The organism is Cellulomonas shaoxiangyii, assembly GCF_004798685.1.
Taxonomy (GTDB): domain Bacteria; phylum Actinomycetota; class Actinomycetes; order Actinomycetales; family Cellulomonadaceae; genus Cellulomonas; species Cellulomonas shaoxiangyii.
Genome location: NZ_CP039291.1, coordinates 69,293 through 89,004, shown reverse-complemented (window position 1 = coordinate 89,004; position 19,712 = coordinate 69,293). Strand labels below are relative to the sequence as shown.

The window sequence follows — 19,712 nt, the reverse complement described above, 5'->3', positions numbered from 1 at the left end:
GAGCGACCTGAGAGTTTTGCCGGTCCGCCATGAGCGCTCGCGTCACGAGGCTCCGGGGCGCGCCGGCTTGCACCGTCGGTGGGCGCCGGACGTGCCGGCGCCGCTTTCCAGAGTTGCCTGGCCACGGCGGTACGGGTGCCTGAGAGATTCCCGGGGAGGGCTTGCTCCTTCGGCGTCCCGCCTCGGCCGCCCGCGGGCGACCGGCGGGAGCTCTCCCGCCGCGGTTCGAGCAGCGTGTTCAGTTGTGGCGTGCTTCACGTCAGCCTACGGCACGAGGTGGTGCCCGGCGGGCGCCACAGCGCGCCCCGAACGGCAGCGGCCCGCGGACGTGAGCCCGGTCCGGAGGGCTCGCGGACGCTAGCGTGGCGGCATGTCCGAGCGGATCCGCTACAGCTCGACGACGTTGGCGTGCCCGGAACCGACCGTCCTGGCGGCGTTCTACGCCGACCTCACGGGCGGGGAGGTCACCTTCAGCCACGGCGAGGAGTGGGCGACCGTGCGCTGCGACGGCGGTCGGCTCGAGTTCATGGGTGTGCGCGACTACCAGGCGCCCCGGTGGCCCGAGGACTCGGCCCTCGTCCACATCGACTTCTTCGTGGACGACCTCGACGAGGCCGGCGCGCGCGCCGTGCGCGCCGGGGCGCGCCGTTTCGACCACCAGCCGAACCCCGCGCACTGCCTGGTCCTCGCCGATCCGGCGGGGCACCCGTTCTGCCTGTCCCTCATCGACGAGGTGGGCTGAAGCAGCCCGACGGGCCCGAGCCGCCGGGACGCCCTCGGCCGCGGGGGTCACCGGCTCCCGTCGTGGCCGCGTCCGGGCAGTCCCTTGACGCGGGCCGCGCGGGCCGAGACGATTCGGTCAGCCCGCTTCTACACCGGTGTAGAGCACGGGTGCAGTCGTGGTCGCCGTCGGCGCCCACGTCCTTCCGGGGGGAGGGGACGGCGCGGTCAGGGGCCTCGACGGCGAGGGCCGGTCCGCGCCGTGCGTCACCGCACCGGTCGGCGACCGAGGAGGAATCGATGGGGATGACTCACCAGGACACACGCCCCGCACGTGCCGGACAGCGTCACGCGGCGGTGACGACAGGGTTCACGCTCGTGCTGGGCGTGGCCGTCGTGGTGCCGCCCGCGGCGGCCGCCGCCGAGCAGCCGGGCCCCGACCCGTGGGTCTCGACGATCCCGGAGGGGTACCACCGCTTCACGGCGCCGCAGGCGGACGTCGAGCGGATCCTGGGCTCGCGCCCGCAGGTGCTCGAGCTGCAGGGCAACATCGGCCCGAGCGGCACGTGGTCGGACCTGGCCATGGACCCGAACGGCTCGAACTACCAGACGACGGTCGGCCCGCTGGAGCCCGGCCTGTACTACTACCGGTACACGGCCACGTGGCCCGACCGGACCACGACGTCGTTCCGCGAGCCGACCAGCCCCGTGGCGGTCACCTCGCACCCCGAGTGGAACACGCTGTTCGTGCCCGGGCCGTCGGTGCAGTGGATGTCCGACGTGCCGGCCGGCGGCGACGTCCGCGAGCTGACCTACGCCAGCCCGGTGACCGACGACGAGCGGAGCACGCTGGTCTGGACCCCGCCCGGCTACGACGCCGACCGCGCCGAGCCGTACCCGGTGCTCTACCTGCTGGCCGACGGCACCCAGTCGGCGCGCGAGTGGGCCGAGCTCGGGCGCGTGCCGCAGGTGCTCGACAACCTCGCCGCCGAGGGCCGGCTCGCGCCCATGGTCGTCGTCATGGCCGAGGTGGGCGGAGCGGACCCGCGCGCCGAGCTGCTCGACGGCGTCGTCGCGGCCGCGCAGGACGCCTACCGCGTGTCCGACGAGGCGGGCGGCCAGGCCGTCGCCGGCATCGGGGACGGCGGATACCAGGCGCTGAACGTGCTGCGCACCGACCCCGGCGTATTCGGCTCGGTCGGCTCGTTCTCGGGCCGGCTGCGCGGGTCGATCAGCGGCTCGGTCGCCCGCGCCATCAACGAGAGCACGGACCTGCTGCGCGTCTACGTCGGCAACGTCCTGGACCCGGCGTACAACCAGAACGAGGCGCTGCTGCGCACGCTGGAGCAGGCGGGCGTCGAGCACCAGTTCGACGGCGTCGACCCGGACTCGGGCGGCACCTGGGACACGTGGCGCGAGGGTCTGCGCGACTTCGCCTCGCGCGTGTTCCGCGACGGCACCGACGCCGGCCCGCGGGCCGGGCACCTGCCCCTCGACGCGCCGTACACCGCGCCGGCGGCCGGCTCGATCACGACCCCGCACATCGGCGCGAACGGCATCGTCACGTTCGAGACCGGCACGCAGTGGGCCGACGCGAAGGGCGTCACCGTGTGGGCCAACTGGGCGCCCAACGGCGCGTGGTTCCGCGTGCCGATGACGAAGGTCGGCGACCGGTGGCGGCTGTCCATGGGCCCGCTCGACGGCTTCTACTACTACCGGTACGTCGTCGACGGCGTGGACCAGAAGGACCCCGCGGACGAGGTGAACACGCTGACCGGGGTGAGCCCGCTGTTCGTCCCGGGGACGACCGACCGGATGCTCGGCGACGTGCCCGCGGGCCGGGGCGGCGAGCTGTCCGTGCTCACGTACGACAGCGCCGTCGCCGGCGAGGAGCGGTCCGCCTACGTGTGGACGCCGCCGGGCTACGACGCCGGGCGCGCCGAGCCCTACCCCGTGCTGTACCTCAACCACGGCGGCGGGCAGAGCTGGGGCGACTGGGTCGAGGTGGGCCGCGCGAAGCAGATCCTCGACAACTACTCGGTCGACGGCTCGATCGTCCCGATGGTGGTCGTCATGGGCAACGGCAACGTGCCCGACTTCCCGGCGGAGCTGCTGGACAACATGGCACCGGCCGCGCGGGCGAAGTACAACATCGCGTCCGACGCCGCCCGGCAGGGCATCGCCGGGCTGTCCATGGGCGCCATGCACACCCTCACCACCTGGCTCACGCGGCCGGGCGAGTTCGGGTGGATGGGCGCGTTCTCGGGCGGGCTCTTCTTCACCACGCCCGAGTTCGACCCGGCCGCGGTGAACGCCGAGACCCGCCTGGCGCGCGTCTACACGGGTGACGTCACCGACTTCACCTACCAGCACACGATGAACCTGCTGGACCTGCTGGAGGAGAACGGGATCGAGCACGAGTTCGCCGGCGTCACGGTCGGCCCGCACGGGTTCGACACGTGGCAGCGCAACCTGATCGACCTCCTGCCGCGCCTGTTCCGGCCGGAGACGGGCGCCGGCATCCCGCTGCGCGCCGTCGTCCCCGAGGGCGAGCAGGGCGTGCTCGCGCTGTCCGTCGCGGACCACGGCGACGGCGTGACGCTCGGGGCGGCCGGGAACGCGGGCGACCGCCTGCGGTTCACGGGCGCGCTGCCCGCGGTCACGGTGACGGACTCGCGGTCCGTCGCGCAGGCCGGAGCGAGCGGCTGGGCGGTGAGCGGGCAGGCGTACGCGTTCACGTCCGGCACGCGCCTGCTCGACGCGCAGCACCTCGGGTGGCGCCCGCGCGTGGAGACCGCGCGCGCCGGCCTCACGGCGGGTGCGGAGCGGGCGACCGTGCTCGGCGGCGGTGAGGGCCTGGCGGTGCCGGGCCGGCTCGCGTCCGCCACGCCCGAGGGACGGTTCGGCTCGGCGACGCTCGGGGCGGACCTCGTCCTCGAGGTGCCGGTCGACACGGCTCCGGGCACGTACGAGGGCACGTTGACCCTCTCCCTGTTCCCCGTCGACTGACGGCGCGGACCGACCGCCGGCGCGCGGCGGGGCACCCAGGGGGCCCCGCCGCGCGCCGACCCAGGAGACACCATGCGCACCACCGCGCTGCGCCGGGTCGTGGCCGTCGTCCCGCTCGCGCTGCTCGGCCTGCTCGCGCCGTCGCCGTCCGGGGCGGCCGGCGCACCGGCCGCCGCGGCCACCCCCGTCGCACCCGCGGCAGCCGTGCCGGGGGCGGCAGAGCCGACCGGCACGGTCACGTGGACCGTCCAGCCGGCCACGGCCGACGGGCCCGACGGGCGCGTCTCGCTGCGGCACGTCCTCGACCCCGGCGCGACGGTCGAGGACCACGTCACCGTCACCAACTTCGGCGACCGCGCCGCCACCTTCGTCGTCTCCGCCGGCGACGGCACCGTCTCGGACGGCGGCGACTTCGACGTGCTGCCCGGCGACGGCTCGCCGCAGGACGGTGGCGCCTGGGTCCGCCTGACCCCGCCCGAGGGCGTGCAGGCCGACGCGGCCGGGCGCCTGACGCTCACGCTGGAGCCCACCGCGGCGGTCACGATCCCGCTGACCATCACGGTCCCCGCCGACGCGCGGCCCGGCGACCACCCCGCGGGCGTGGTGGCCGAGCTCGTCGACGACGACGCGGGCGTGCGGCTCGAGGCGCGCGTGGGCACGCGCGTGCACCTGCGGGTCGCGGGCGACATCGCGGCCGGCGTCGTGGCCGACGACGTGCGTGCCCGCTGGGAGCCGTCGTGGAACCCGTTCACGCCGGGCACGGTGCACGTGTCCTACGTCGTGCGCAACGCGGGCGACGTGCGGCTCGGGGCGCGGTCCACCGCGCGGCTCGCGGGGCCGTTCGGGGCGGGTGCGGCGACGCGCACGTCGGAGGTCCGCGAGGTGCTGCCGGGCCGGTCGGCGGCGGTGTCGGCGGCGGTGCCCGTGTGGCCGCTGCTGCGGGCGTCGGGACGCGTGGCGGTGACGCCCCTGGTCGTCGGCGCGGACGTCGTCGACGTGCCCCTGGACGACACGTCGGTCGCGGTCGCCGTCTGGACGCCGCCGTGGGCGCAGCTGCTGCTGCTCCTCGTCCTCGCGGGGGCCGTGCTGCTGGCCGTGCGGCTGCGGCGGCGGTCCGCGCGGCGCGTGCAGGAGCAGATCGACGCGGCGCTGGCGGCGGCCGGGGTCGCGCGGGAGCCGGCACCGGACGCGAGCACCACCGGGACGCACGGGGCCTGACGCCGGTGCCCCGGTCCCGGTGGTTGCACGTGGAACACCGGGCGATCCGGACACGGCGACGGCCGGGCCGTCACGCCCGGGGCAGCTCCCTGACCACGCGCGCCGGGTTGCCCGCGACGACGACGTCCGGCGGCACGTCCTTCGTGACGACCGACCCGGCACCCACCACCGACCGCGCGCCGATCGTCACGCCCGGGCACACCACGACGCTGCCGCCGAGCCACGCGCCGTCCTCGATCGTGATCGGGGAGACCCGCTCCCAGCCCTGCGGGCGCAGCTCCGGGTCGAGCACGTGCGTCGGGGTGTACAGGCGCACGCTCGGGCCGATGAGCACGTCCGCACCGATGCGGATCTCGCCGCCGCCGAGCGTGAGGAAGTCGGCGTTGAGGAAGGTGCGGTCCCCCACGTGCAGGCGGTGGCCGTAGTCCAGGTAGAACGGCGGGCGGAAGTCGACGCCCTCCCCCACCGTGCCGAGCAGCTCGCGGAACATCGCCTGCGCGGCGGCGCGGTCCTCGTCGTAGAGGGCGGTGATGCGCCGGCACGTGCGCTGGGTGGACGTCGTCAGGTCGGCCAGCTCGGGGCCGTACCGGTAGCGGTACCAGTCCCCCGCGACCATCTTGTCGTACTCGGTTCGGGCGTCCGCGAGTGCGGTCGCGAGGTCGAGGTCCATGTCCGTCCCTGGTGTCGGTGGTGGCGCCGGCCGAGTCTGCCACCGCGGGCGCACCCGCCCGTGGGCCGAGCGTCCCGGCGCGCTCCCGCGCTCAGAGCAGGCCCGTCGCCGCCTGCACCGCGAGGCTCGTCACGGCGACCGCGACGGACAGCGCCCCGCCGAGGGCCAGCGGCCGCCAGCCGGCGCGGCGCAGCGCGTCCACGGGCGTCAGCAGCCCGACCCCCGCGAGCGCGACCGCGGTCAGGGCGTGCGCCCCCGTGTCGGCACCGGATTCCCACCCCGCCGGGAACCAGCCGAGCGTGGTGACGGCCGACGCCGCGACGAACAGCACGAGGAACGGCGGCACCAGCCGCGTCCACGACGTCCGGCCCGCGGTCGCGTCGGCCGCGGCGCGGTCGCGTCGCCCCTGCCGCACCGCCAGCGCGAGGGTCACCGGCACGATCGCCAGGGTGCGGGTGAGCTTGACGACGACGGCCGTCTCGAGCGCGAGCGCGCCGTACGCGGTCGCGGCGGCCACGACCGACGACGTGTCGTTCACGGCGGTGCCGGCCCACGTGCCGAAGCCCTCCTGCGACAGGCCCATCGCCCGCCCCAGCAGCGGGAAGGTGACGGCCCCCAGCACGTTGAACGTGAAGATCGTCGCCATGGCGGTCGTGATCGCGGGCTGCGACGCCCGGATGACCGCGCTCGTGGCGGCGATCGCCGACGCGCCGCAGATGCCCGTGCCGACGCCGATGAGCGTGCGCGTCTCGCCGTCGAGGCCGAGCCGGCGCCCCAGCAGGGCCGCGACCAGGAGCACGACGGTCAGCGTCGCGGCCATCACCGGCAGGGCGGCGCCGCCCGTCTGCGCGACCTGCCGCAGGGACAGCCCGAACCCCAGCAGCACGACCGCCGCCTGCAGCGCGACAGCGGAGCACGCGCGTGCGCCCGGTTCGAGGGCCTGCGCCCAGGCACCCGGCGCGCGGGAGAGCAACTCCCGCAGCGCCACCCCCAGCGCCAGCGCCAGCACCGCCCCGCCCAGCAGGGGGACGGACGCCCCGAGCCCGGCGCCCGCCGCGCCGAGGCCGAGCGCCACCGCGACACCCGGCAGGGAACGCCGCCAGGGCGCACGGACCGGGCCGCGGAGGGCCGGCGCGCGGCCGGGCTCGGGACGTCGAGGCTCGGGCACGGCCCCAGCGTGCGCCCTGGTGCCGTGCACCGGCGAACCGGGCACCCGCCCCGGCGCCGCCGCGCCGGGCCCCTGTGCAGGCCACGGGGCATCCGTGCGGGCGCCGCGGCGCGCCTCGCACGGCAGCACCGCCGCCGAGGTGCTGGGATGAGGGCATGGAATTCCGCTACCTCGGCAACTCCGGGCTCAAGATCTCCGAGATCACCTACGGCAACTGGCTCACGCACGGCTCCCAGGTCGAGAACGAGACCGCCACGCAGTGCGTGCGCGCGGCTCTCGACGCGGGCATCAGCACGTTCGACACCGCGGACACCTACGCGAACACCGCCGCCGAGAGCGTCCTCGGCGAGGCGCTCAAGGGCGAGCGGCGCGAGTCCCTGGAGATCTTCACGAAGGTCTACTGGCCGACCGGCCCGCAGGGCAAGAACGACGTGGGCCTGTCCCGCAAGCACGTCATGGAGTCGATCAACGGCTCGCTGCAGCGCCTGCAGACCGACTACGTCGACCTCTACCAGGCGCACCGGTACGACACCGAGACGCCGCTCGAGGAGACGATGCAGGCGTTCGCCGACATCGTCCGGCAGGGCAAGGCGCTGTACATCGGTGTCTCGGAGTGGACCGCGGACCAGATCCGCGCCGGTCACGCGCTGTCGCAGGAGCTCGGCTTCCAGCTCATCTCGAGCCAGCCGCAGTACTCGATGCTGTGGCGCGTCATCGAGGACGAGGTCGTCCCGACCTCCCGCGAGCTGGGCATCTCCCAGATCGTCTGGTCGCCCGTCGCCCAGGGCGTGCTCACCGGCAAGTACAAGCCCGGCCAGAAGCCGCCGGAGGGCTCGCGCGCCACGGACGAGAAGGGCGGCGCGAACATGATCAAGCGGTTCATGAACGACGACGTCCTCACGCGCGTGCAGGACCTGCAGCCGGTCGCCGACGAGCTCGGCCTGTCGATGGCGCAGCTCGCGGTCGCGTGGGTGCTGCAGAACGACAACGTCGCCGCCGCGCTGATCGGTGCCTCGCGGCCCGAGCAGGTGCACGAGAACGTCAAGGCCGCGGGCGTGACGATCCCGGCCGAGGTCATGGCGAAGATCGACGACGTGCTCGGTGACGTCGTCGAGCGCGACGCCGGCAAGACGGCGGAGACGGCGCCGAAGAAGCGCCCGGTCTGACCCTCCCGGCCCGACCGCACCGACGCCCGGTGGCCCCAGCGGCCGCCGGGCGTCGGCGTGTCCGGGCCGTCGCGCGTGCGGTGCGCCGCGCAGGCCGGTCAGCCGTCCAGCAGCTCCGCCAGCAGCGCGCGCCCCTGCGGCCACGTGCCGAGGTCGGACTCCGCGTTGATGTGCCCGAGCGGGCCGACGTCGACGAGCTCCGCGCCGAGGTCGCGCGCGAGCTGCGCCGCGTGCTGCGGGGTGCCGTAGGGGTCGTCGTCGCTGGTGACGACGACCGTGCGGAACGGCAGCCGGCGGCGGCGCGGCGCGTCGAACCCGTGCGCGGCGGCCGGGAACGCCGGGCCGTGCGCGTCCGGCGGCGCGACGAGCAGGGCGGCCACGATGTCGTCGTCGGTGTGCGTGGCCGCCCACTCGGTGACGACCGTGCAGCCCAGGCTGTGCGCGACCAGCACCTTCGGCCCGTGCACGCCGCGCAGCGCGGCGTCGAGGTCGTCGACCCAGGCGTCCCGGACCGGCTCGTCCCACGACGCGTGCTCGACCCAGACGCCGTGCGGCAGCTCGGCGTGCCACCGCGCCTGCCAGTGCTCGGGCTCCGACCCGGTGATGCCGGCGACGAAGACGGGCGTGGGCCGGGTGCGCTGCATGCGGGGCTCCTCGAGGGTCGGCGTCAGGTTCCGGGGAACAGCGTGCCGAGCACGATCGTCACGACGACGCCGACGACCGGCAGCAGCAGGCCGAAGCGCCACCAGGGGTTCAGGTTCGTCCGGCCCTCCGGGTCGAGGCTCGCACCCTCGGCGTCGGAGACGGGCTGCTGCGCCCACCCGGCCTCGGTGGCGGTCGCGAGCAGGTAGCCCTTCGGCCACGACAGGCGGAACAGCCAGAACAGGTGGAAGTAGCCCCAGACGCGCACGAGGGCGCGCCCGGCGTCGAGCTGAGCCGTCGTGGAGCGCTTGCCCCAGCCGAAGAAGATCACGTGCCGTCCCGGTGTCGATCCGTCGAGTCGGCGTGAGCGTAGGCGCTCCCACGGGCCGTCGCGCGTGCACGACCAGCGGGCGTCACCCTGTCGCCGCGCGCCGCACCGGTCCCGCGCCGACCCTCGCCGCGAGCGCCATCGCGTCGAACGGCGCGCGCACCTTCACGTCGTTGTCGAAGTACACGTACACGTCGCGGGGACGGTCCGGGGCGGGCGGGGTCACGCGCGGACCGTCGGGCGGTGGCGTGCCGGTGGACCACGCCCGCACCTTGGCCGCCCACCGGTCCAGCGACGCGTCGTCGTAGCCGGAGACGTAGAGCTCGCTCTCGCCGTGCAGCCGCACGTAGACGACGTCGCTGGTCAGGTCCTCGAGGTGCGGCCAGCGCCCCGCGGTGTCGGCGACGACGAGGCCGACGTCGTGCGCGCGCAGCAGCTCCGCGAACGCGGGCGTCCGGAACGTGTCGTGGCGGACCTCGAGGACGTGGCGCAGCGGGCGGTCCTCGTCCGTGGTCGTGAGGGCGCGACCCTCCGGCACCTTGTCGTCGTGCTGCTCCGCGAGACGCGCGGCGGCGGCCGTGGAGCGCGGCAGCAGGTCGAAGAACCGCGCGAGGCGGTCGGCGTCGAAGCCGAGGTTCGGGGGCAGCTGCCACAGGACCGGCCCCATGCGGTCCCCGAGGGCCAGCACCCCCGAGGCGAAGAAGTTCGCGAGCGGCGCCTCGACGCCCGCGAGCTTCTTCATGTGCGTGATGAAGCGCGGGCCCTTGACGGAGAAGACGAACCCGTCGGGGGTGTCCGCGCGCCACGACCGGTAGCTGTCGGGGCGCTGCAGCGAGTAGAACGACCCGTTGATCTCGATCGAGCCCAGCTGCTGCGCCGCGTACTCGAGCTCGCGGCGCTGCACGAGGCCGGGCGGGTAGAACTCCCCGCGCCACGGGGCGTACCGCCAGCCGGAGATGCCGATGCGCACGTCGCCGCTGGTCATGCCGGCGACTCTAGGAGCGGACCGCGCGCCGCACCCGACGGGGCGGCCGTCCCGCGGGAGCGGCGGGCGGGGTCCCGTCCCGCCCGCCGCTCCGTGGGGCCGCCGACCAGGTCAGGCGGCCTCGCACGACACGGTGGCCCCCGTCCCCGTGCCGGTGCCCTGGAAGCCGAAGCTCGTGCTCTGCCCGGCGCCCAGCGAACCGTTCCACTCGGCGTTCGACACGGTGACCGTGCCGCCCGTGCCGGTGCTGCGGCCGTTCCAGGCGTGGGTGAGCGCGGCGCCGGACGGGAGCGTCAGCCGGACCCGCCAGCCGGTCACCGCCGTGCCGGCGGTGACCCGCACGTCCGCGACGAAGCCGCCGCCCCACTGGTTCGCGACCGTGTACGTCGCGGTGCACGCGGACGGGCCGGCGGTCGGGGTGGGGGTCGGGGTGGGCGTCGGGGTCGGGGTCGGGGTCGGCGTCGGAGTAGGGGTGGGCGTCGGCGTCGGGGTGGGCGTGGGCGACGGGTCGGTGCCGAGCGTGAGGTTCTTGCGCTGCACCTGCCAGCCCCGGCTGCACAGCGGGCAGTCGGTGCCGGCGAACGTCCGGCCCGCCTGGGTGTCGCCCTTGAGCTGCCACCGGAACCACTGCTGGGCGACGTAGCCGAACTGCCCGCCGTTGGTCTCGTGGTACGTCCCGCCGTGCCCGACGTTCAGGTTGCCCATGAACGCCGGGAGCCCGGCGGGCAGCTTGCCCCAGTCGTCCATGGAGTTCGGGTACGCGATGTCGCTCGTCCCGCCGACCACGTACAGGACCGGGTCGTTCAGCCGGCGCAGCTGGTAGTCGTCGGCGTCGTTGAGCAGGCCGCTGCTGAAGATGCCGACGGTCGTCACGCGCGGGTCGTTCGCGACCGCGTACGCCTCCAGGCCGCCGCACGAGAAGCCGGCGACGCCGACCTCGCTCGTCTCGACGCGCCCGCGCAGCGGGCTCTGCGCGTCGGTGTTCTGCGCGAACGCCCAGTCGATGGACTGCGTGAGCATGGCGGAGGTCGAGGAGCCGGAGCCGCCCGGGTTGCCGTTCGCGATGACGAGGAAGCCGTACGACGCGATCTCGCGCAGGAAGTTCTGGGCGGAGGTGCCGTCCGCCGAGCACGCGCCGTTGCCCCAGACGACGACCGGGAGCCGCTCCGCGGGGAGGTTCACCGGCCGGTAGATCGTGTGGTTCGGCAGGCTCGGCGACGTCGAGTGGTCCGCCGGGTACGGGCCCGAGCCGCCGGGTGCAGCGGCGGCCGGTGTCAGCGCGGCGGTGCCGACCAGGGCACCGAGGGACAGGGCCGCGGCGAGCGCCGCGCGCGTGATGGTGCGTCTCATGTCGCAACCTCCGGTGGTGAGGGGCACCCGTCGAGGCGCGCCGTCGACGGCGCGGCCCGGGCGTCGGCGCCGGGGCGACCGGTCGATCTCCTGCACACAAACCGTCGCGGGAGTCGTGGGACATGTCCAGGAGGACTCCGCGATCCACGGCACCCGAATCGTTTCCGGCCCGGTCAGGCGCCGGCGGGTGCTCCTCGCCCGCGCCGCGGGGGCTCGGCGGGGTCGTCCGCCGCCACGAAGTGCGTGACCCAGGACCCGGCGTCCGGCCACCACGGCGCGACCACCTCGACGAGCCGCCCCTGCGCCGCCGGGCCGAGCGCCGCGTGCACCTCGAGCAGCAGCCGCCGCGCCTCGTCGCGCGGCCACGCCGCCGGCAGGAGGTGCGCGGGCAGGTCCGGGTCGGCCTGCACGAGGCGCCGCCACGCGTCCATGACGGTCGTCCGCGCCACCAGCGCGTCCGCGGTGGCCACGCGGCCGGCGCGCACCCGGTCCCGCAGGCCCGTGTGCTCGTCCAGGAACTCCCGGTACGCCGCCGCGACCCCCGCGAGGTCGTACGCCGCCGCGGGGCCGTGCGGCCCGGTCTCGTCGTCGAACCGGACGGACATCACCGACCACCGCGCCCCCGGGACGCCGTCCAGCAGCCCGGCCAGCGCACCGCGCACGGCGGTGGGGTCCGGGTCCGGGCCGACCCACACGCTGTCGTACAGCCGCACCAGGCCCAGCGCGCCCAGCGTCCTGCGCACCGCGTGCCGCTGCGACTGGCGCGGCTCCGGCAGCGAGTACGACACCGCGAGCCACTGGCCGTCCCCCGCGCGCGGGACGGCGCCGAACGCGAGGAACCGGTGCATCGTCGACCGGTGGCGCGCGATCGCCTGCGGCGTCAGGTGGTAGACCGGCGCGCGGCCGGTGCCCGCACGGACGGCGACGAGACCCCGGCGCGCGACCCGCGAGAGCGCGGCGCGGGCGCTGCCCGCGGTGATGCCGAACTCGCCCAGCACCGCGACGACCGCCGCGGCCGGCAGCGCCGCCTCGGACGAGTCGAGGTACTCCCCGAGCACGGTGGCGAGCAGGTGCTGCGGGTTCGGGCCGGCCTGGGCGCGCGGTGCGTCCACGGCGTCGTGCGCTTCCACGCCGTCAACGTAGCCGCGGTGGACGTGGCCGCGTCCGCGGCGGCGCACCGGGCGGTCGGTTCCCGACGCGGCGTGTCGGCGCGTGGTGTGTCGGCGCGGGGCGGGGGCCCCTTCCCACAGGCGTACGCACACCGGGCGTACGCCCGCGGAGAAGGCCCGGCGTCCGGTGCGACACGCCCGCGCGACACGCGGCGACGTGCGCGTCCCGGGGCGCCGCACGGGCTGGACGTCAGGCGTACGGCGGCTGGATGACGGTCGCGTCGCTCGTCGCGCCCGCGGCACGGGCGGCCTCGACCGTCAGCTCGACGTCCGCGAGCGCGCCCTCGACGAGCAGGGGCTGACCCTCGGCGGTGTCGCCCGACCAGCGCACGGCCGCGTGCGGCGGCGGGCGGAACGCCACGCCCGCCGGCAGGTGGACCACCGCGGCGGCGCGCACGCCCAGGTCATCGGCGCGGCGGACCTGCACCGACCGCACCTGCGGCAGCCGCTCGAGCGTGCGGGCCAGCAGGCGCGCGCGGCGCTCGCCCGCGCGGAACGTCACGACGACGAGCCCGGCGTCGTCCCGCAGGTCGCCCGTCGACATCGAGTCGACGTTGACGCCGCGCGTGGAGAACACGCCCGCGAGCGCGGAGATCGCACCGGTGCGGTGCTCGGCCCGGACCCAGCCGACCCAGCGGGTGTCGTCGTCGGTGGGCGTGGGCGCGGTCATCGGTGCACCTCCGGTGCGGCGGCCGTCGCGGGAGGGTCGGGGGTGGGGGCGGCGGCGGGCGCGGCCGCTCCCGCGGTCGTCCACGGCGCGCTGCCCGCGGCGATCGTCGCGGCGGCCACGGCCAGGCGCGCGTCCTCGTCGGCCGGGAGGGGGTCGAGCAGCACGCGGGTCCACCCCTCCGGGCCCAGGACGACGGGCACGCCGAGCACCCCGTGCACCGGGGACCCGCCGACCGTCGCCTCGCCCTCCAGGGCCACCTGACCTGCGACGACGATGTCGCGCCCGTCGAGGATCGTCTCCAGCAGGTCGATGGTCGCCGACGCCGTTCCGGTCGCCGTCTTCGCGCCGGACTGGTGCGTCATCCACGGGCGGGCGAGCGCCCGCAGGTCCGGCGGCCAGGTGTCGATGAGGGCGAACGCGGCGGCGATGTCGGTCGCGGCGACCGCGAGCAGGTCCTGCTTGGCGCGCGCGACCTCGGCGGGGAACGTCGCGAGCGTCCGCCCGCCCCGCAGCCGCGCGACCGCCCGCTGCCGCTCGGCCACGTCGAGCCCGCTGATCCGCACGGTCGACCACAGCGGCACCGCGTCGTCGCCGTGCTGCCCGCCGACGAAACCGCCCACCCGGTGCCGCCGCACGCCCAGCTGCACCGCGATCTCCCGCCGGAACCGCAGCGTGTCCAGCCAGGCGCCCATGCCGATCACGCGGTGCCGGCCCAGCCGCTCGGCCATCACCGCGACGCCGAGCTCCACCGGGTTCGACACCACGACGACGACCTCGCTGCCGGACCCGTGCGCGGCGAGGGCGTCCGCGTACGCGCGGAAGACGGCGGCGTTCTCGGCGGCCAGCTCGGCCCGGCTCGGCGGGACGCCGTCGCTGCGCGGCGGCACGGTCCGGCCGGCGGCCACGACGACGACGTCGGCGACCACGTCCGCCGGGTCGAGCGCGACGTCGAGCACCGGCGCATGCTCGTCGTACGCGTCGACGAGGTCCGCCCGCAGCCCGTGCACCGCCCGTCCGGACGACCCGCCGGGCCGGCCGACGAGCTGCAGCCGCGACGTCGTGGGCAGCACCTGCCGCTCCACGAGCTGCGTGCACACCTGCCGCCCGACGTCCCCCGTCGCCCCGAGCACCGCCACGTCCATGCCGGCGAGGCTACGGGGGCGAGGTCACGAGGACGTTGCGCGTCAGAAGTCGAACAGGTCCTCGAGCCAGGACTCCTTCTTCTTCTTGCGGCGCGGGTCGTAGCCGGGGGTGCCGTAGCCGGGGGCGGCCCGGCGCGGGTCGCGGCGGTCGTCGTCGTAGCCGCGCCCGTACTCGCGCTCGTAGCCGCGGTCGGGGCGGCCGCCGTCGTAGCGGCGGTCGTCGTAGCCGGGCGGCGGGCCGGGCGTCTGCACGCCCGGGACGGCGCGCGGGTCGACGGCGGCGGGCGCGACCGGTCCCGCGGCGCGGTCGAGGATCTTGTCGAGCTCGCCGCGGTCCAGCCAGATGCCGCGGCACACGGGGCAGTAGTCGATCTCGACGCCCTGGCGCTCGGTCATCACGAGCTGGGCCTGGTCCACGGGGCACTGCATGGCGGGCTCCTTCGGTCGGCTGCCGCCGAACCTACGCCACGCCGGGCAGGGGTGTGGCGGGGGCAGCGGGACGGGCGCGCGGGCGTGGATAGGGTCGGACCGTCCGAAGCGGGAGGAGCGACCATGCGCGCACGCACGCGGCTCGTCGCCGTCGTCGTCGTGGCGGCGATGCTCGCGTCGACGGTGCTCGCAGCCCTTGCGATGGTCGTCCGGCGGCCGGCGGTGGCCATCCCCGCCGAGGGGCCGTGGGCCGTGTACGTGGCGGGCGACGTCAGCGGGGCGAGCGACTGCGGGTCGGACGTCGCCGTGGCCGACTGGTACATGTCGGCCGACATGCCGTCGTCCCGCGCCGCCTTCGTCCTGGCCGCCGACGCCCGGCGGTCCGACGTCGAACGCGTGCTCGCCTGCGTCACGGGGGGCGTCGCGGCCGGCGCCACCGTGTCGGTCCACCAGGTCGCCGAGGGCCCGGGCGTCACCGGCGCGTAGGTGCCCCCTCCTCCGACCCACTGTCAACCTGTGCTTGACAGTGGGGGCCGGTGCACCGATGCTCGAGCCATGAGTCCCGAGCGCCACCTCCTCGCCGTCCGCCGTGCCGTCCGTGCTGCCGTCGTGGTGGCGGGCGCACTGGCTCTCGTCACGCTCGTCGTGGGGGGCAGCATCGCAGGTCTCGTCCTGGTCACGGCCGGCGGTGCGGCCGTCGGCGCCGCGGTCTCGTGGATCCTCACGGTCTCCGCCGAGCGGCGCGCCGCCGAGCTGCACGCCGCCCAGGGCATGTCGTGGCGTCCGGGGAACGACACCACCCGGTGACCCCGGACGAGGTCGAGGTGGCGCTGGCCCGGTTGGCGGCCCAGCCCGACAGCCGGCTCAGCGCCCGTGCGGACGGGGATGCCACCTCGGCGGACGCTCACCTGCGCGCGGCGGTGCGGCTGCGCGACATCGCCGTGGTCGCCGAGCGCCTGCAGCGCGATGCCGTCACGGCGGCGCGGGCCGGTGGTGCCAGCTGGGCGCACGTCGGCGAGGCGCTGGGCATCTCCCGCCAGGCAGCCCAGCAACGCTTCGGGACGCGTGAACCCAGGGACCTCGCGGCGCAGGAGCGCCTGCTCGGCCCCGTGAGCCGGGCCGACGAGGTCGCCCAGCTCACGCTCGCGGGGCGTGCGGGCTGGCGCCCGGTGGCGTCGCGCCACGGCGAGCACGTGCTGACCCGCGACCCGCAGTGCTGGGAGGTGCGTCGGGTCTCGATGCTCGGGCCGTCGGCCCTCGGCGGGCGGGACGGCTGGGTGCTCGCCACCACCCGATTCCCGGACTGCTTCCAGGTGCGGCCGGCGACCTGACCGCCACCAGCACGGCGCGGGCAGGCGGCTAGAGCCCTCGCTGCCAGTCGACGATCCGGTCCGCCGCCTCCGCGACCACCTCGGGCGCCGACGCGAACGACAGCCGCACCCAGTCGCCCCCGCCCACGGGGTCGAAGTCCGTGCCGGGCGTGAGCGCGACGCCGGCCTCGTCGAGCGCCCGGGCGCACCACGTGACCGCGTCCAGGCCCGTCGCGGACACGTCGCCGTACAGGTAGAACGCGCCGTCGGCCGGTGCGACGGGGGCCCAGCCGAGGTCGGGCAGGCGGTCGAGCAGCAGCCGCCGGCTGACGGCGTAGCGCTCCACGTTGGCGCGCGCCGCCGCCATCCCCGCGTCGCTGAACGCGGCCACGCCCGCGTGCTGCGCGAGGGCCGGCGGGCACAGCGCGACGTTGCCGGCGAGGGCGTCGACGGGGGCCACGAGGTCGTCGGGCAGGACGAGCCAGCCGAGGCGCCAGCCCGTCATCGCCCAGTACTTGGAGAACGAGTTCACGACGACCGCGCCCGCGTCGAGGTACTGCGCCGCGGTCGCGGTCTCGGGCGTGCCGCCGGACGCGTCCGGGTACGTGATGCCGTGGTAGATCTCGTCGCTGATCAGTCGCACGCCGTGCTCCGCGCACCAGGCCGCGAGCGCGGCCAGCTCGGCCGGCTCGATCATCGTGCCGGTCGGGTTCGCGGGGCTGGCGATCACGAGGCCGTCGACGGGCCGGTCCAGCGCCTCGAGCTGCGCGACCGTCGGCTGGTACCGCTGCTCCGGACCGCACGGCAGGTCGACGACCTCGATGCCCAGCGCGGCGAGGATGTTGGCGTACGCCGGGTACCCGGGGCGGGCCAGCGCGACGCGGTCGCCCACGTCGAACGCGGCGAGGAACGCGAGCATGAACCCGCCGGACGAGCCGGTCGCGACCGCCACGCGCCCCGGGTCGACGTCCACGCCGTAGGTCGCGCCGTAGTGCGCGGCGATCGCCGCACGCAGGCCCGGCGCGCCGAGCGACTCGGTGTACCCGAGGTCGCCCGTGGTGAGCAGGTCGATCGCGCGCTGCCGGACCACGTCCGACGCCCCCGTGGACGGCTCCCCCGCGCACAGGTTGAGCACGTGCTCGCCCGCGGCGCGGCGCGCGTTCGCGGCGGCGAGGATCTCCATGACGGCGAACGGCGGCACGTGCGCGCGGCGGGCGACCTTCATGGCGCCATCCTCCCGCGCGTCAGGAGTGCCCGCGGGCGGTCAGGCCCGCGCGGACGTGCTCGACGATGCCGTCCGCGGCGGCCTCGATCTCCGCGAGCGTCCGCTCGAACGCCGCGTCCGGCCCGTACCAGGGGTCGTCGACGTCGAGCACGTCCTCGTGCTGGCCGGGGTCGGCGGGTGCCGCGGGGTCGAACGTGCGCAGCATGCGGATGCGGTCGGTGACGGCCGGGTCGTCGCCCGCGAGGCGACGCAGCGCGCGGGCGTGCGCGGCGGTCATCGGCAGCAGCAGGTCGCGGGCGAGCAGGTCGGCCGGGCGGACCTGCCGGGCGCGGTGGCCGTCGCCCGTCGGGTAGCCGTGCGCACGCAGCACGGTCCGCGCGCGGCGGTCGACGGGGTTGCCGTGCTCCTCGTCGCTGATGCCGGTCGAGTCGACCTCGACGACGTCGCCGAGCCCCGCCTCCTCGAGCTTCGCGCGCAGCACGACCTCCGCCATCGGCGAGCGGCAGATGTTGCCCGTGCACACGGTCATGACGCGGTAGGTGGTCTCCACGCCCCCATCCTCCCCGACGCCCCACGGGAGCTCCCCGCCGAGGGCAACCTGGTGTGCCGTTTCGCGCCCACGCGCGGACACCAGGTTGCGTTCGCCGGGCACCGGCGCCGTCCTCCTGGGGGGTGACTGCCGTGGGGGGTGGCGGGGGGTTACAGTCCTGGTCCCAACCCGGTCGTGCGCGTGCACCGACGTCGTGTGGTGGCACCGTCCGCACCTGACCGGGAGACGCCATGACGCTCACCGCCGAGCCCGCAGCACCCCGCCCGTCCGGCGTCCCCGCCGCCCTCGCCGCGCCCGTGGCGGCACGGCCCGCGGACGTTTCGCCGTCCCCCGCCGACGGCCCGGCGCTCGAGGGCCCGGCGCTCGAGGGCCCGGCGCTCGACGAGCTGCCGCTCGAGGACCTGGTGCTCTCCGGCGACCTGCCTGCCGCCGCGGCCCTCGCCGCCCCGACGACGTCGCCCCGGTCCGGCGCGCCCGTCGAGCCGCTGCCGCTGCCGGCGGGGACGTGGGGTGCACCCGACGCGCTGCTCGCGCTGGACGAGGCCCGGCTCGCGCTGCCGTTCGCGGTGCCGCGCGCCGCCGTCGTCAGCGCCCTGACCACCGTGGTGCTGCGCTGCGACGACCTCGCCGTGAAGGTGTACCCGCCGGGCACCGACCCGGACCACCTCGCGCGGCTGGCCACCGCGCTGGCCGGTTCCGCGACGGCCCTGCTGCCGGTCGCGCCCCCGGTCGTGACGTCGTACGGCGTCGTCGTCGCCTCGCCGTGGCTCGCCGCGGCGGCCCCGGTCGGCTGGGCCGGCACGGGCGCGCTGCTGCGCGCGTTCCACGCCGAGCACGCCGACGCCGACGTGCCCGCGTGGGAGCCGCTGCGGCGCGTCGTCGCGATCGCGCCCGGGCTGCCCGACGCGGCGGCGGGCGTCCTGCTCGACGCCCGCTCCGCGCTCCTCGACGCCCTCGCCGGCCTGCGCTCGCCGCTCGGCGTCGGCGTCGTGCACGGGGACGTGTCGCCCGCCAACGTGCTCGCCGGTGCGGCCGGCCCCGTGCTCATCGACCTCGACTTCGCCGCGCGCGCCCCGCTCGAGTACGACCTGTCGAGCGCCGCCCGCCGCGCCGACGCCGGCGAGCTGCCCGCCGACGAGTACCTCGCGTTCTGCCGCACCTACGGTGCCGACGTGCGCGGGTGGGACGGGCGCACGGTGCTCGACGCGATCGCGCAGCTCGGCGGCGTGGCGTTCCGCGTGTGGGACGACCGGCGGGCCGGGCGGCCGCTCGACTGGCTGGGCGGAGCGGTCGCGCGCTGGCGGACGCCGCTCTGACGCGCCGCTGACCGGGCGGCGCCCAAACACCATCCGTGCGGTCCGGCCGGTCGGGTGCGGTCCGTCAGCGCCGGTCCGTCCGCGCGGACCGTCGGACCCGGCAGGTCAGCGGGGCGCCGGAAGCGTGCGCAGCCACGCGGCGAACGCCTCGTTGTTGACCGTCCGCCGGCGGTGCGACTGCACGTGCGCGAGCGCCTCCGCCCCCGTCACGCCCAGCACCTCGCGCACCACCAGCGACGCCATCAGCCCCGACCGGTTGCGCCCGAACGTGCAGTGCACGAGCACGCGGTACCCGTCGGCGATCAGCCCCGCGACCAGGGTCGCGAGCCGCAGCGTGACCGCCGGGTCGGGCAGGTCGTCGCCGTCGACGAGCGGCGACTTGAGGTACACCAGCCCGTCGATGTCGTCGGCGGGTGCGAGCGCGTCGGCGTCCGCGAAGTCGATGACCGCGCCGATCCCGGTCGCGCGCACCCAGTCGAAGTCCACCGGGCAGCCGCCCTGCCACAGCTGCCCGGGCAGCAGCTCGGTCGGCGGGTCGGCGGGGTCGACGCCCGGCAGCTCGACCGGGTCGGTCGTCATGTTGACGGTGGGGGCGCTCACGCGGTCACGGTAGCCACGCCCGGCGAGGTCGGCGCGGCGAGCGTC

General features: G+C 76.2%; 21 protein-coding genes and 1 riboswitch. Of the genes, 8 read left to right on the top strand and 13 right to left on the bottom strand.

Annotation, left to right across the window (positions count from 1 at the left end; translation table 11 throughout):
* Positions 1 to 117 precede the first annotated feature (117 nt).
* Positions 118 to 228: riboswitch (glycine riboswitch) on the bottom strand.
* 142 nt (positions 229 to 370) lie between these two features.
* From E5225_RS00420 to E5225_RS00410, 3 genes are all read left to right on the top strand, one after another.
* The gene (locus E5225_RS00420; RefSeq protein ID WP_135972596.1) at positions 371 to 742 is read left to right on the top strand and encodes a VOC family protein; all 372 of its coding nucleotides are present in this window, start codon (positions 371 to 373) and stop codon (positions 740 to 742) included.
* Positions 743 to 1,077: 335 nt separating this feature from the next.
* Positions 1,078 to 3,729 carry an alpha/beta hydrolase gene (locus E5225_RS00415; RefSeq protein ID WP_166435913.1) on the top strand — a complete coding sequence of 884 codons (2,652 nt, stop codon included), beginning with the start codon at positions 1,078 to 1,080 and terminating at the stop codon, positions 3,727 to 3,729.
* A gap of 72 nt (positions 3,730 to 3,801) precedes the next feature.
* A complete protein-coding gene (locus E5225_RS00410) occupies positions 3,802 to 4,947 on the top strand; it encodes a COG1470 family protein (protein WP_135972598.1) in 1,146 nt (381 codons plus the stop codon).
* Positions 4,948 to 5,017: 70 nt separating this feature from the next.
* Here the strand turns inward: E5225_RS00410 and E5225_RS00405 are convergent, their stop codons facing one another.
* The gene (locus E5225_RS00405) at positions 5,018 to 5,617 is read right to left on the bottom strand and encodes a sugar O-acetyltransferase (protein ID WP_135972599.1); all 600 of its coding nucleotides are present in this window, start codon (positions 5,615 to 5,617) and stop codon (positions 5,018 to 5,020) included.
* 91 nt (positions 5,618 to 5,708) lie between these two features.
* Entirely contained in the window at positions 5,709 to 6,785 is a 1,077-nt protein-coding gene (locus E5225_RS00400) for a YeiH family protein (protein WP_208012476.1), read from the bottom strand.
* 155 nt (positions 6,786 to 6,940) lie between these two features.
* Here E5225_RS00400 and E5225_RS00395 point away from each other — a divergent pair, with 155 nt between their 5' ends.
* On the top strand, positions 6,941 to 7,951 hold the full coding sequence (locus tag E5225_RS00395) for an aldo/keto reductase family protein (protein WP_135972600.1): 1,011 nt from the start codon (positions 6,941 to 6,943) through the stop codon (positions 7,949 to 7,951).
* Positions 7,952 to 8,049: 98 nt separating this feature from the next.
* Here the strand turns inward: E5225_RS00395 and E5225_RS00390 are convergent, their stop codons facing one another.
* The 8 genes from E5225_RS00390 to E5225_RS00355 form a co-directional block, all read right to left on the bottom strand.
* Positions 8,050 to 8,595 carry an RBBP9/YdeN family alpha/beta hydrolase gene (locus E5225_RS00390; protein ID WP_135972601.1) on the bottom strand — a complete coding sequence of 182 codons (546 nt, stop codon included), beginning with the start codon at positions 8,593 to 8,595 and terminating at the stop codon, positions 8,050 to 8,052.
* A gap of 23 nt (positions 8,596 to 8,618) precedes the next feature.
* Positions 8,619 to 8,924 carry a hypothetical protein gene (locus tag E5225_RS00385; protein ID WP_135972602.1) on the bottom strand — a complete coding sequence of 102 codons (306 nt, stop codon included), beginning with the start codon at positions 8,922 to 8,924 and terminating at the stop codon, positions 8,619 to 8,621.
* A gap of 82 nt (positions 8,925 to 9,006) precedes the next feature.
* On the bottom strand, positions 9,007 to 9,906 hold the full coding sequence (locus E5225_RS00380; protein WP_135972603.1) for a DUF72 domain-containing protein: 900 nt from the start codon (positions 9,904 to 9,906) through the stop codon (positions 9,007 to 9,009).
* Between the two features lie 111 nt (positions 9,907 to 10,017).
* Positions 10,018 to 11,256, bottom strand: a complete 1,239-nt coding sequence (locus E5225_RS00375; RefSeq protein WP_136225246.1) for a cellulose binding domain-containing protein — start codon at positions 11,254 to 11,256, stop codon at positions 10,018 to 10,020.
* A 173-nt stretch (positions 11,257 to 11,429) separates the two neighbouring features.
* Positions 11,430 to 12,386: a PaaX family transcriptional regulator gene (locus tag E5225_RS00370; protein WP_243738378.1), complete on the bottom strand. Its 957-nt coding sequence runs from the start codon at positions 12,384 to 12,386 to the stop codon at positions 11,430 to 11,432.
* A gap of 229 nt (positions 12,387 to 12,615) precedes the next feature.
* On the bottom strand, positions 12,616 to 13,095 hold the full coding sequence (locus E5225_RS00365) for an ACT domain-containing protein (protein WP_135974965.1): 480 nt from the start codon (positions 13,093 to 13,095) through the stop codon (positions 12,616 to 12,618).
* Positions 13,092 to 14,237, bottom strand: a complete 1,146-nt coding sequence (locus E5225_RS00360) for a lactate/malate family dehydrogenase (RefSeq protein WP_135974963.1) — start codon at positions 14,235 to 14,237, stop codon at positions 13,092 to 13,094. Before E5225_RS00360 ends, E5225_RS00365 begins: the two co-directional genes overlap by 4 nt.
* 42 nt (positions 14,238 to 14,279) lie before the next feature.
* Positions 14,280 to 14,666: a TFIIB-type zinc ribbon-containing protein gene (locus tag E5225_RS00355; protein ID WP_135974961.1), complete on the bottom strand. Its 387-nt coding sequence runs from the start codon at positions 14,664 to 14,666 to the stop codon at positions 14,280 to 14,282.
* Positions 14,667 to 14,789: 123 nt separating this feature from the next.
* Between E5225_RS00355 and E5225_RS00350 the strand changes: the two genes are divergently transcribed.
* The 3 genes from E5225_RS00350 to E5225_RS00340 all read left to right on the top strand — a co-directional run bounded on the left by E5225_RS00350 (position 14,790) and on the right by E5225_RS00340 (position 15,997).
* The gene (locus tag E5225_RS00350) at positions 14,790 to 15,152 is read left to right on the top strand and encodes a hypothetical protein (protein ID WP_135974959.1); all 363 of its coding nucleotides are present in this window, start codon (positions 14,790 to 14,792) and stop codon (positions 15,150 to 15,152) included.
* 69 nt (positions 15,153 to 15,221) lie between these two features.
* On the top strand, positions 15,222 to 15,473 hold the full coding sequence (locus tag E5225_RS00345; protein ID WP_135974957.1) for a hypothetical protein: 252 nt from the start codon (positions 15,222 to 15,224) through the stop codon (positions 15,471 to 15,473).
* The gene (locus E5225_RS00340; protein WP_135974955.1) at positions 15,470 to 15,997 is read left to right on the top strand and encodes a hypothetical protein; all 528 of its coding nucleotides are present in this window, start codon (positions 15,470 to 15,472) and stop codon (positions 15,995 to 15,997) included. Before E5225_RS00345 ends, E5225_RS00340 begins: the two co-directional genes overlap by 4 nt.
* A 28-nt stretch (positions 15,998 to 16,025) precedes the next feature.
* On the opposite strand, the gene E5225_RS00335 is transcribed toward E5225_RS00340, so the two are convergent.
* Together E5225_RS00335 and E5225_RS00330 are read right to left on the bottom strand one after the other, a co-directional pair.
* The gene (locus E5225_RS00335; protein ID WP_135974953.1) at positions 16,026 to 17,201 is read right to left on the bottom strand and encodes a pyridoxal phosphate-dependent aminotransferase; all 1,176 of its coding nucleotides are present in this window, start codon (positions 17,199 to 17,201) and stop codon (positions 16,026 to 16,028) included.
* Between the two features lie 19 nt (positions 17,202 to 17,220).
* Positions 17,221 to 17,751, bottom strand: coding sequence for a low molecular weight protein-tyrosine-phosphatase (locus tag E5225_RS00330; RefSeq protein ID WP_279536566.1), 531 nt, complete (start codon positions 17,749 to 17,751; stop codon positions 17,221 to 17,223).
* A 230-nt stretch (positions 17,752 to 17,981) separates the two neighbouring features.
* On the opposite strand from E5225_RS00330, the gene E5225_RS00325 reads away from it, so the two are divergent.
* The gene (locus E5225_RS00325; protein ID WP_135974951.1) at positions 17,982 to 19,067 is read left to right on the top strand and encodes a phosphotransferase; all 1,086 of its coding nucleotides are present in this window, start codon (positions 17,982 to 17,984) and stop codon (positions 19,065 to 19,067) included.
* Between the two features lie 105 nt (positions 19,068 to 19,172).
* Here E5225_RS00325 and E5225_RS00320 read toward each other — a convergent pair whose 3' ends face one another.
* Positions 19,173 to 19,667: a protein-tyrosine phosphatase family protein gene (locus E5225_RS00320; protein ID WP_135974949.1), complete on the bottom strand. Its 495-nt coding sequence runs from the start codon at positions 19,665 to 19,667 to the stop codon at positions 19,173 to 19,175.
* Between the last annotated feature and the right edge of the window lie 45 nt (positions 19,668 to 19,712).

Excerpts from the sequence above, each read along its gene's own strand:
- E5225_RS00420 (WP_135972596.1), top strand. The coding sequence starts at position 371 with ATGTCCGAGCGGATCCGCTACAGCTCGACGACGTTGGCGTGCCCGGAA.
- E5225_RS00410 (WP_135972598.1), top strand. The coding sequence starts at position 3,802 with ATGCGCACCACCGCGCTGCGCCGGGTCGTGGCCGTCGTCCCGCTCGCG.
- E5225_RS00405 (WP_135972599.1), bottom strand. The coding sequence starts at position 5,617 with ATGGACCTCGACCTCGCGACCGCACTCGCGGACGCCCGAACCGAGTAC.
- E5225_RS00395 (WP_135972600.1), top strand. The coding sequence starts at position 6,941 with ATGGAATTCCGCTACCTCGGCAACTCCGGGCTCAAGATCTCCGAGATC.
- E5225_RS00390 (WP_135972601.1), bottom strand. The coding sequence starts at position 8,595 with ATGCAGCGCACCCGGCCCACGCCCGTCTTCGTCGCCGGCATCACCGGG.
- E5225_RS00380 (WP_135972603.1), bottom strand. The coding sequence starts at position 9,906 with ATGACCAGCGGCGACGTGCGCATCGGCATCTCCGGCTGGCGGTACGCC.
- E5225_RS00375 (WP_136225246.1), bottom strand. The coding sequence starts at position 11,256 with ATGAGACGCACCATCACGCGCGCGGCGCTCGCCGCGGCCCTGTCCCTC.
- E5225_RS00365 (WP_135974965.1), bottom strand. The coding sequence starts at position 13,095 with ATGACCGCGCCCACGCCCACCGACGACGACACCCGCTGGGTCGGCTGG.
- E5225_RS00360 (WP_135974963.1), bottom strand. The coding sequence starts at position 14,237 with ATGGACGTGGCGGTGCTCGGGGCGACGGGGGACGTCGGGCGGCAGGTG.
- E5225_RS00355 (WP_135974961.1), bottom strand. The coding sequence starts at position 14,666 with ATGCAGTGCCCCGTGGACCAGGCCCAGCTCGTGATGACCGAGCGCCAG.
- E5225_RS00350 (WP_135974959.1), top strand. The coding sequence starts at position 14,790 with ATGCGCGCACGCACGCGGCTCGTCGCCGTCGTCGTCGTGGCGGCGATG.
- E5225_RS00345 (WP_135974957.1), top strand. The coding sequence starts at position 15,222 with ATGAGTCCCGAGCGCCACCTCCTCGCCGTCCGCCGTGCCGTCCGTGCT.
- E5225_RS00335 (WP_135974953.1), bottom strand. The coding sequence starts at position 17,201 with ATGAAGGTCGCCCGCCGCGCGCACGTGCCGCCGTTCGCCGTCATGGAG.
- E5225_RS00325 (WP_135974951.1), top strand. The coding sequence starts at position 17,982 with ATGACGCTCACCGCCGAGCCCGCAGCACCCCGCCCGTCCGGCGTCCCC.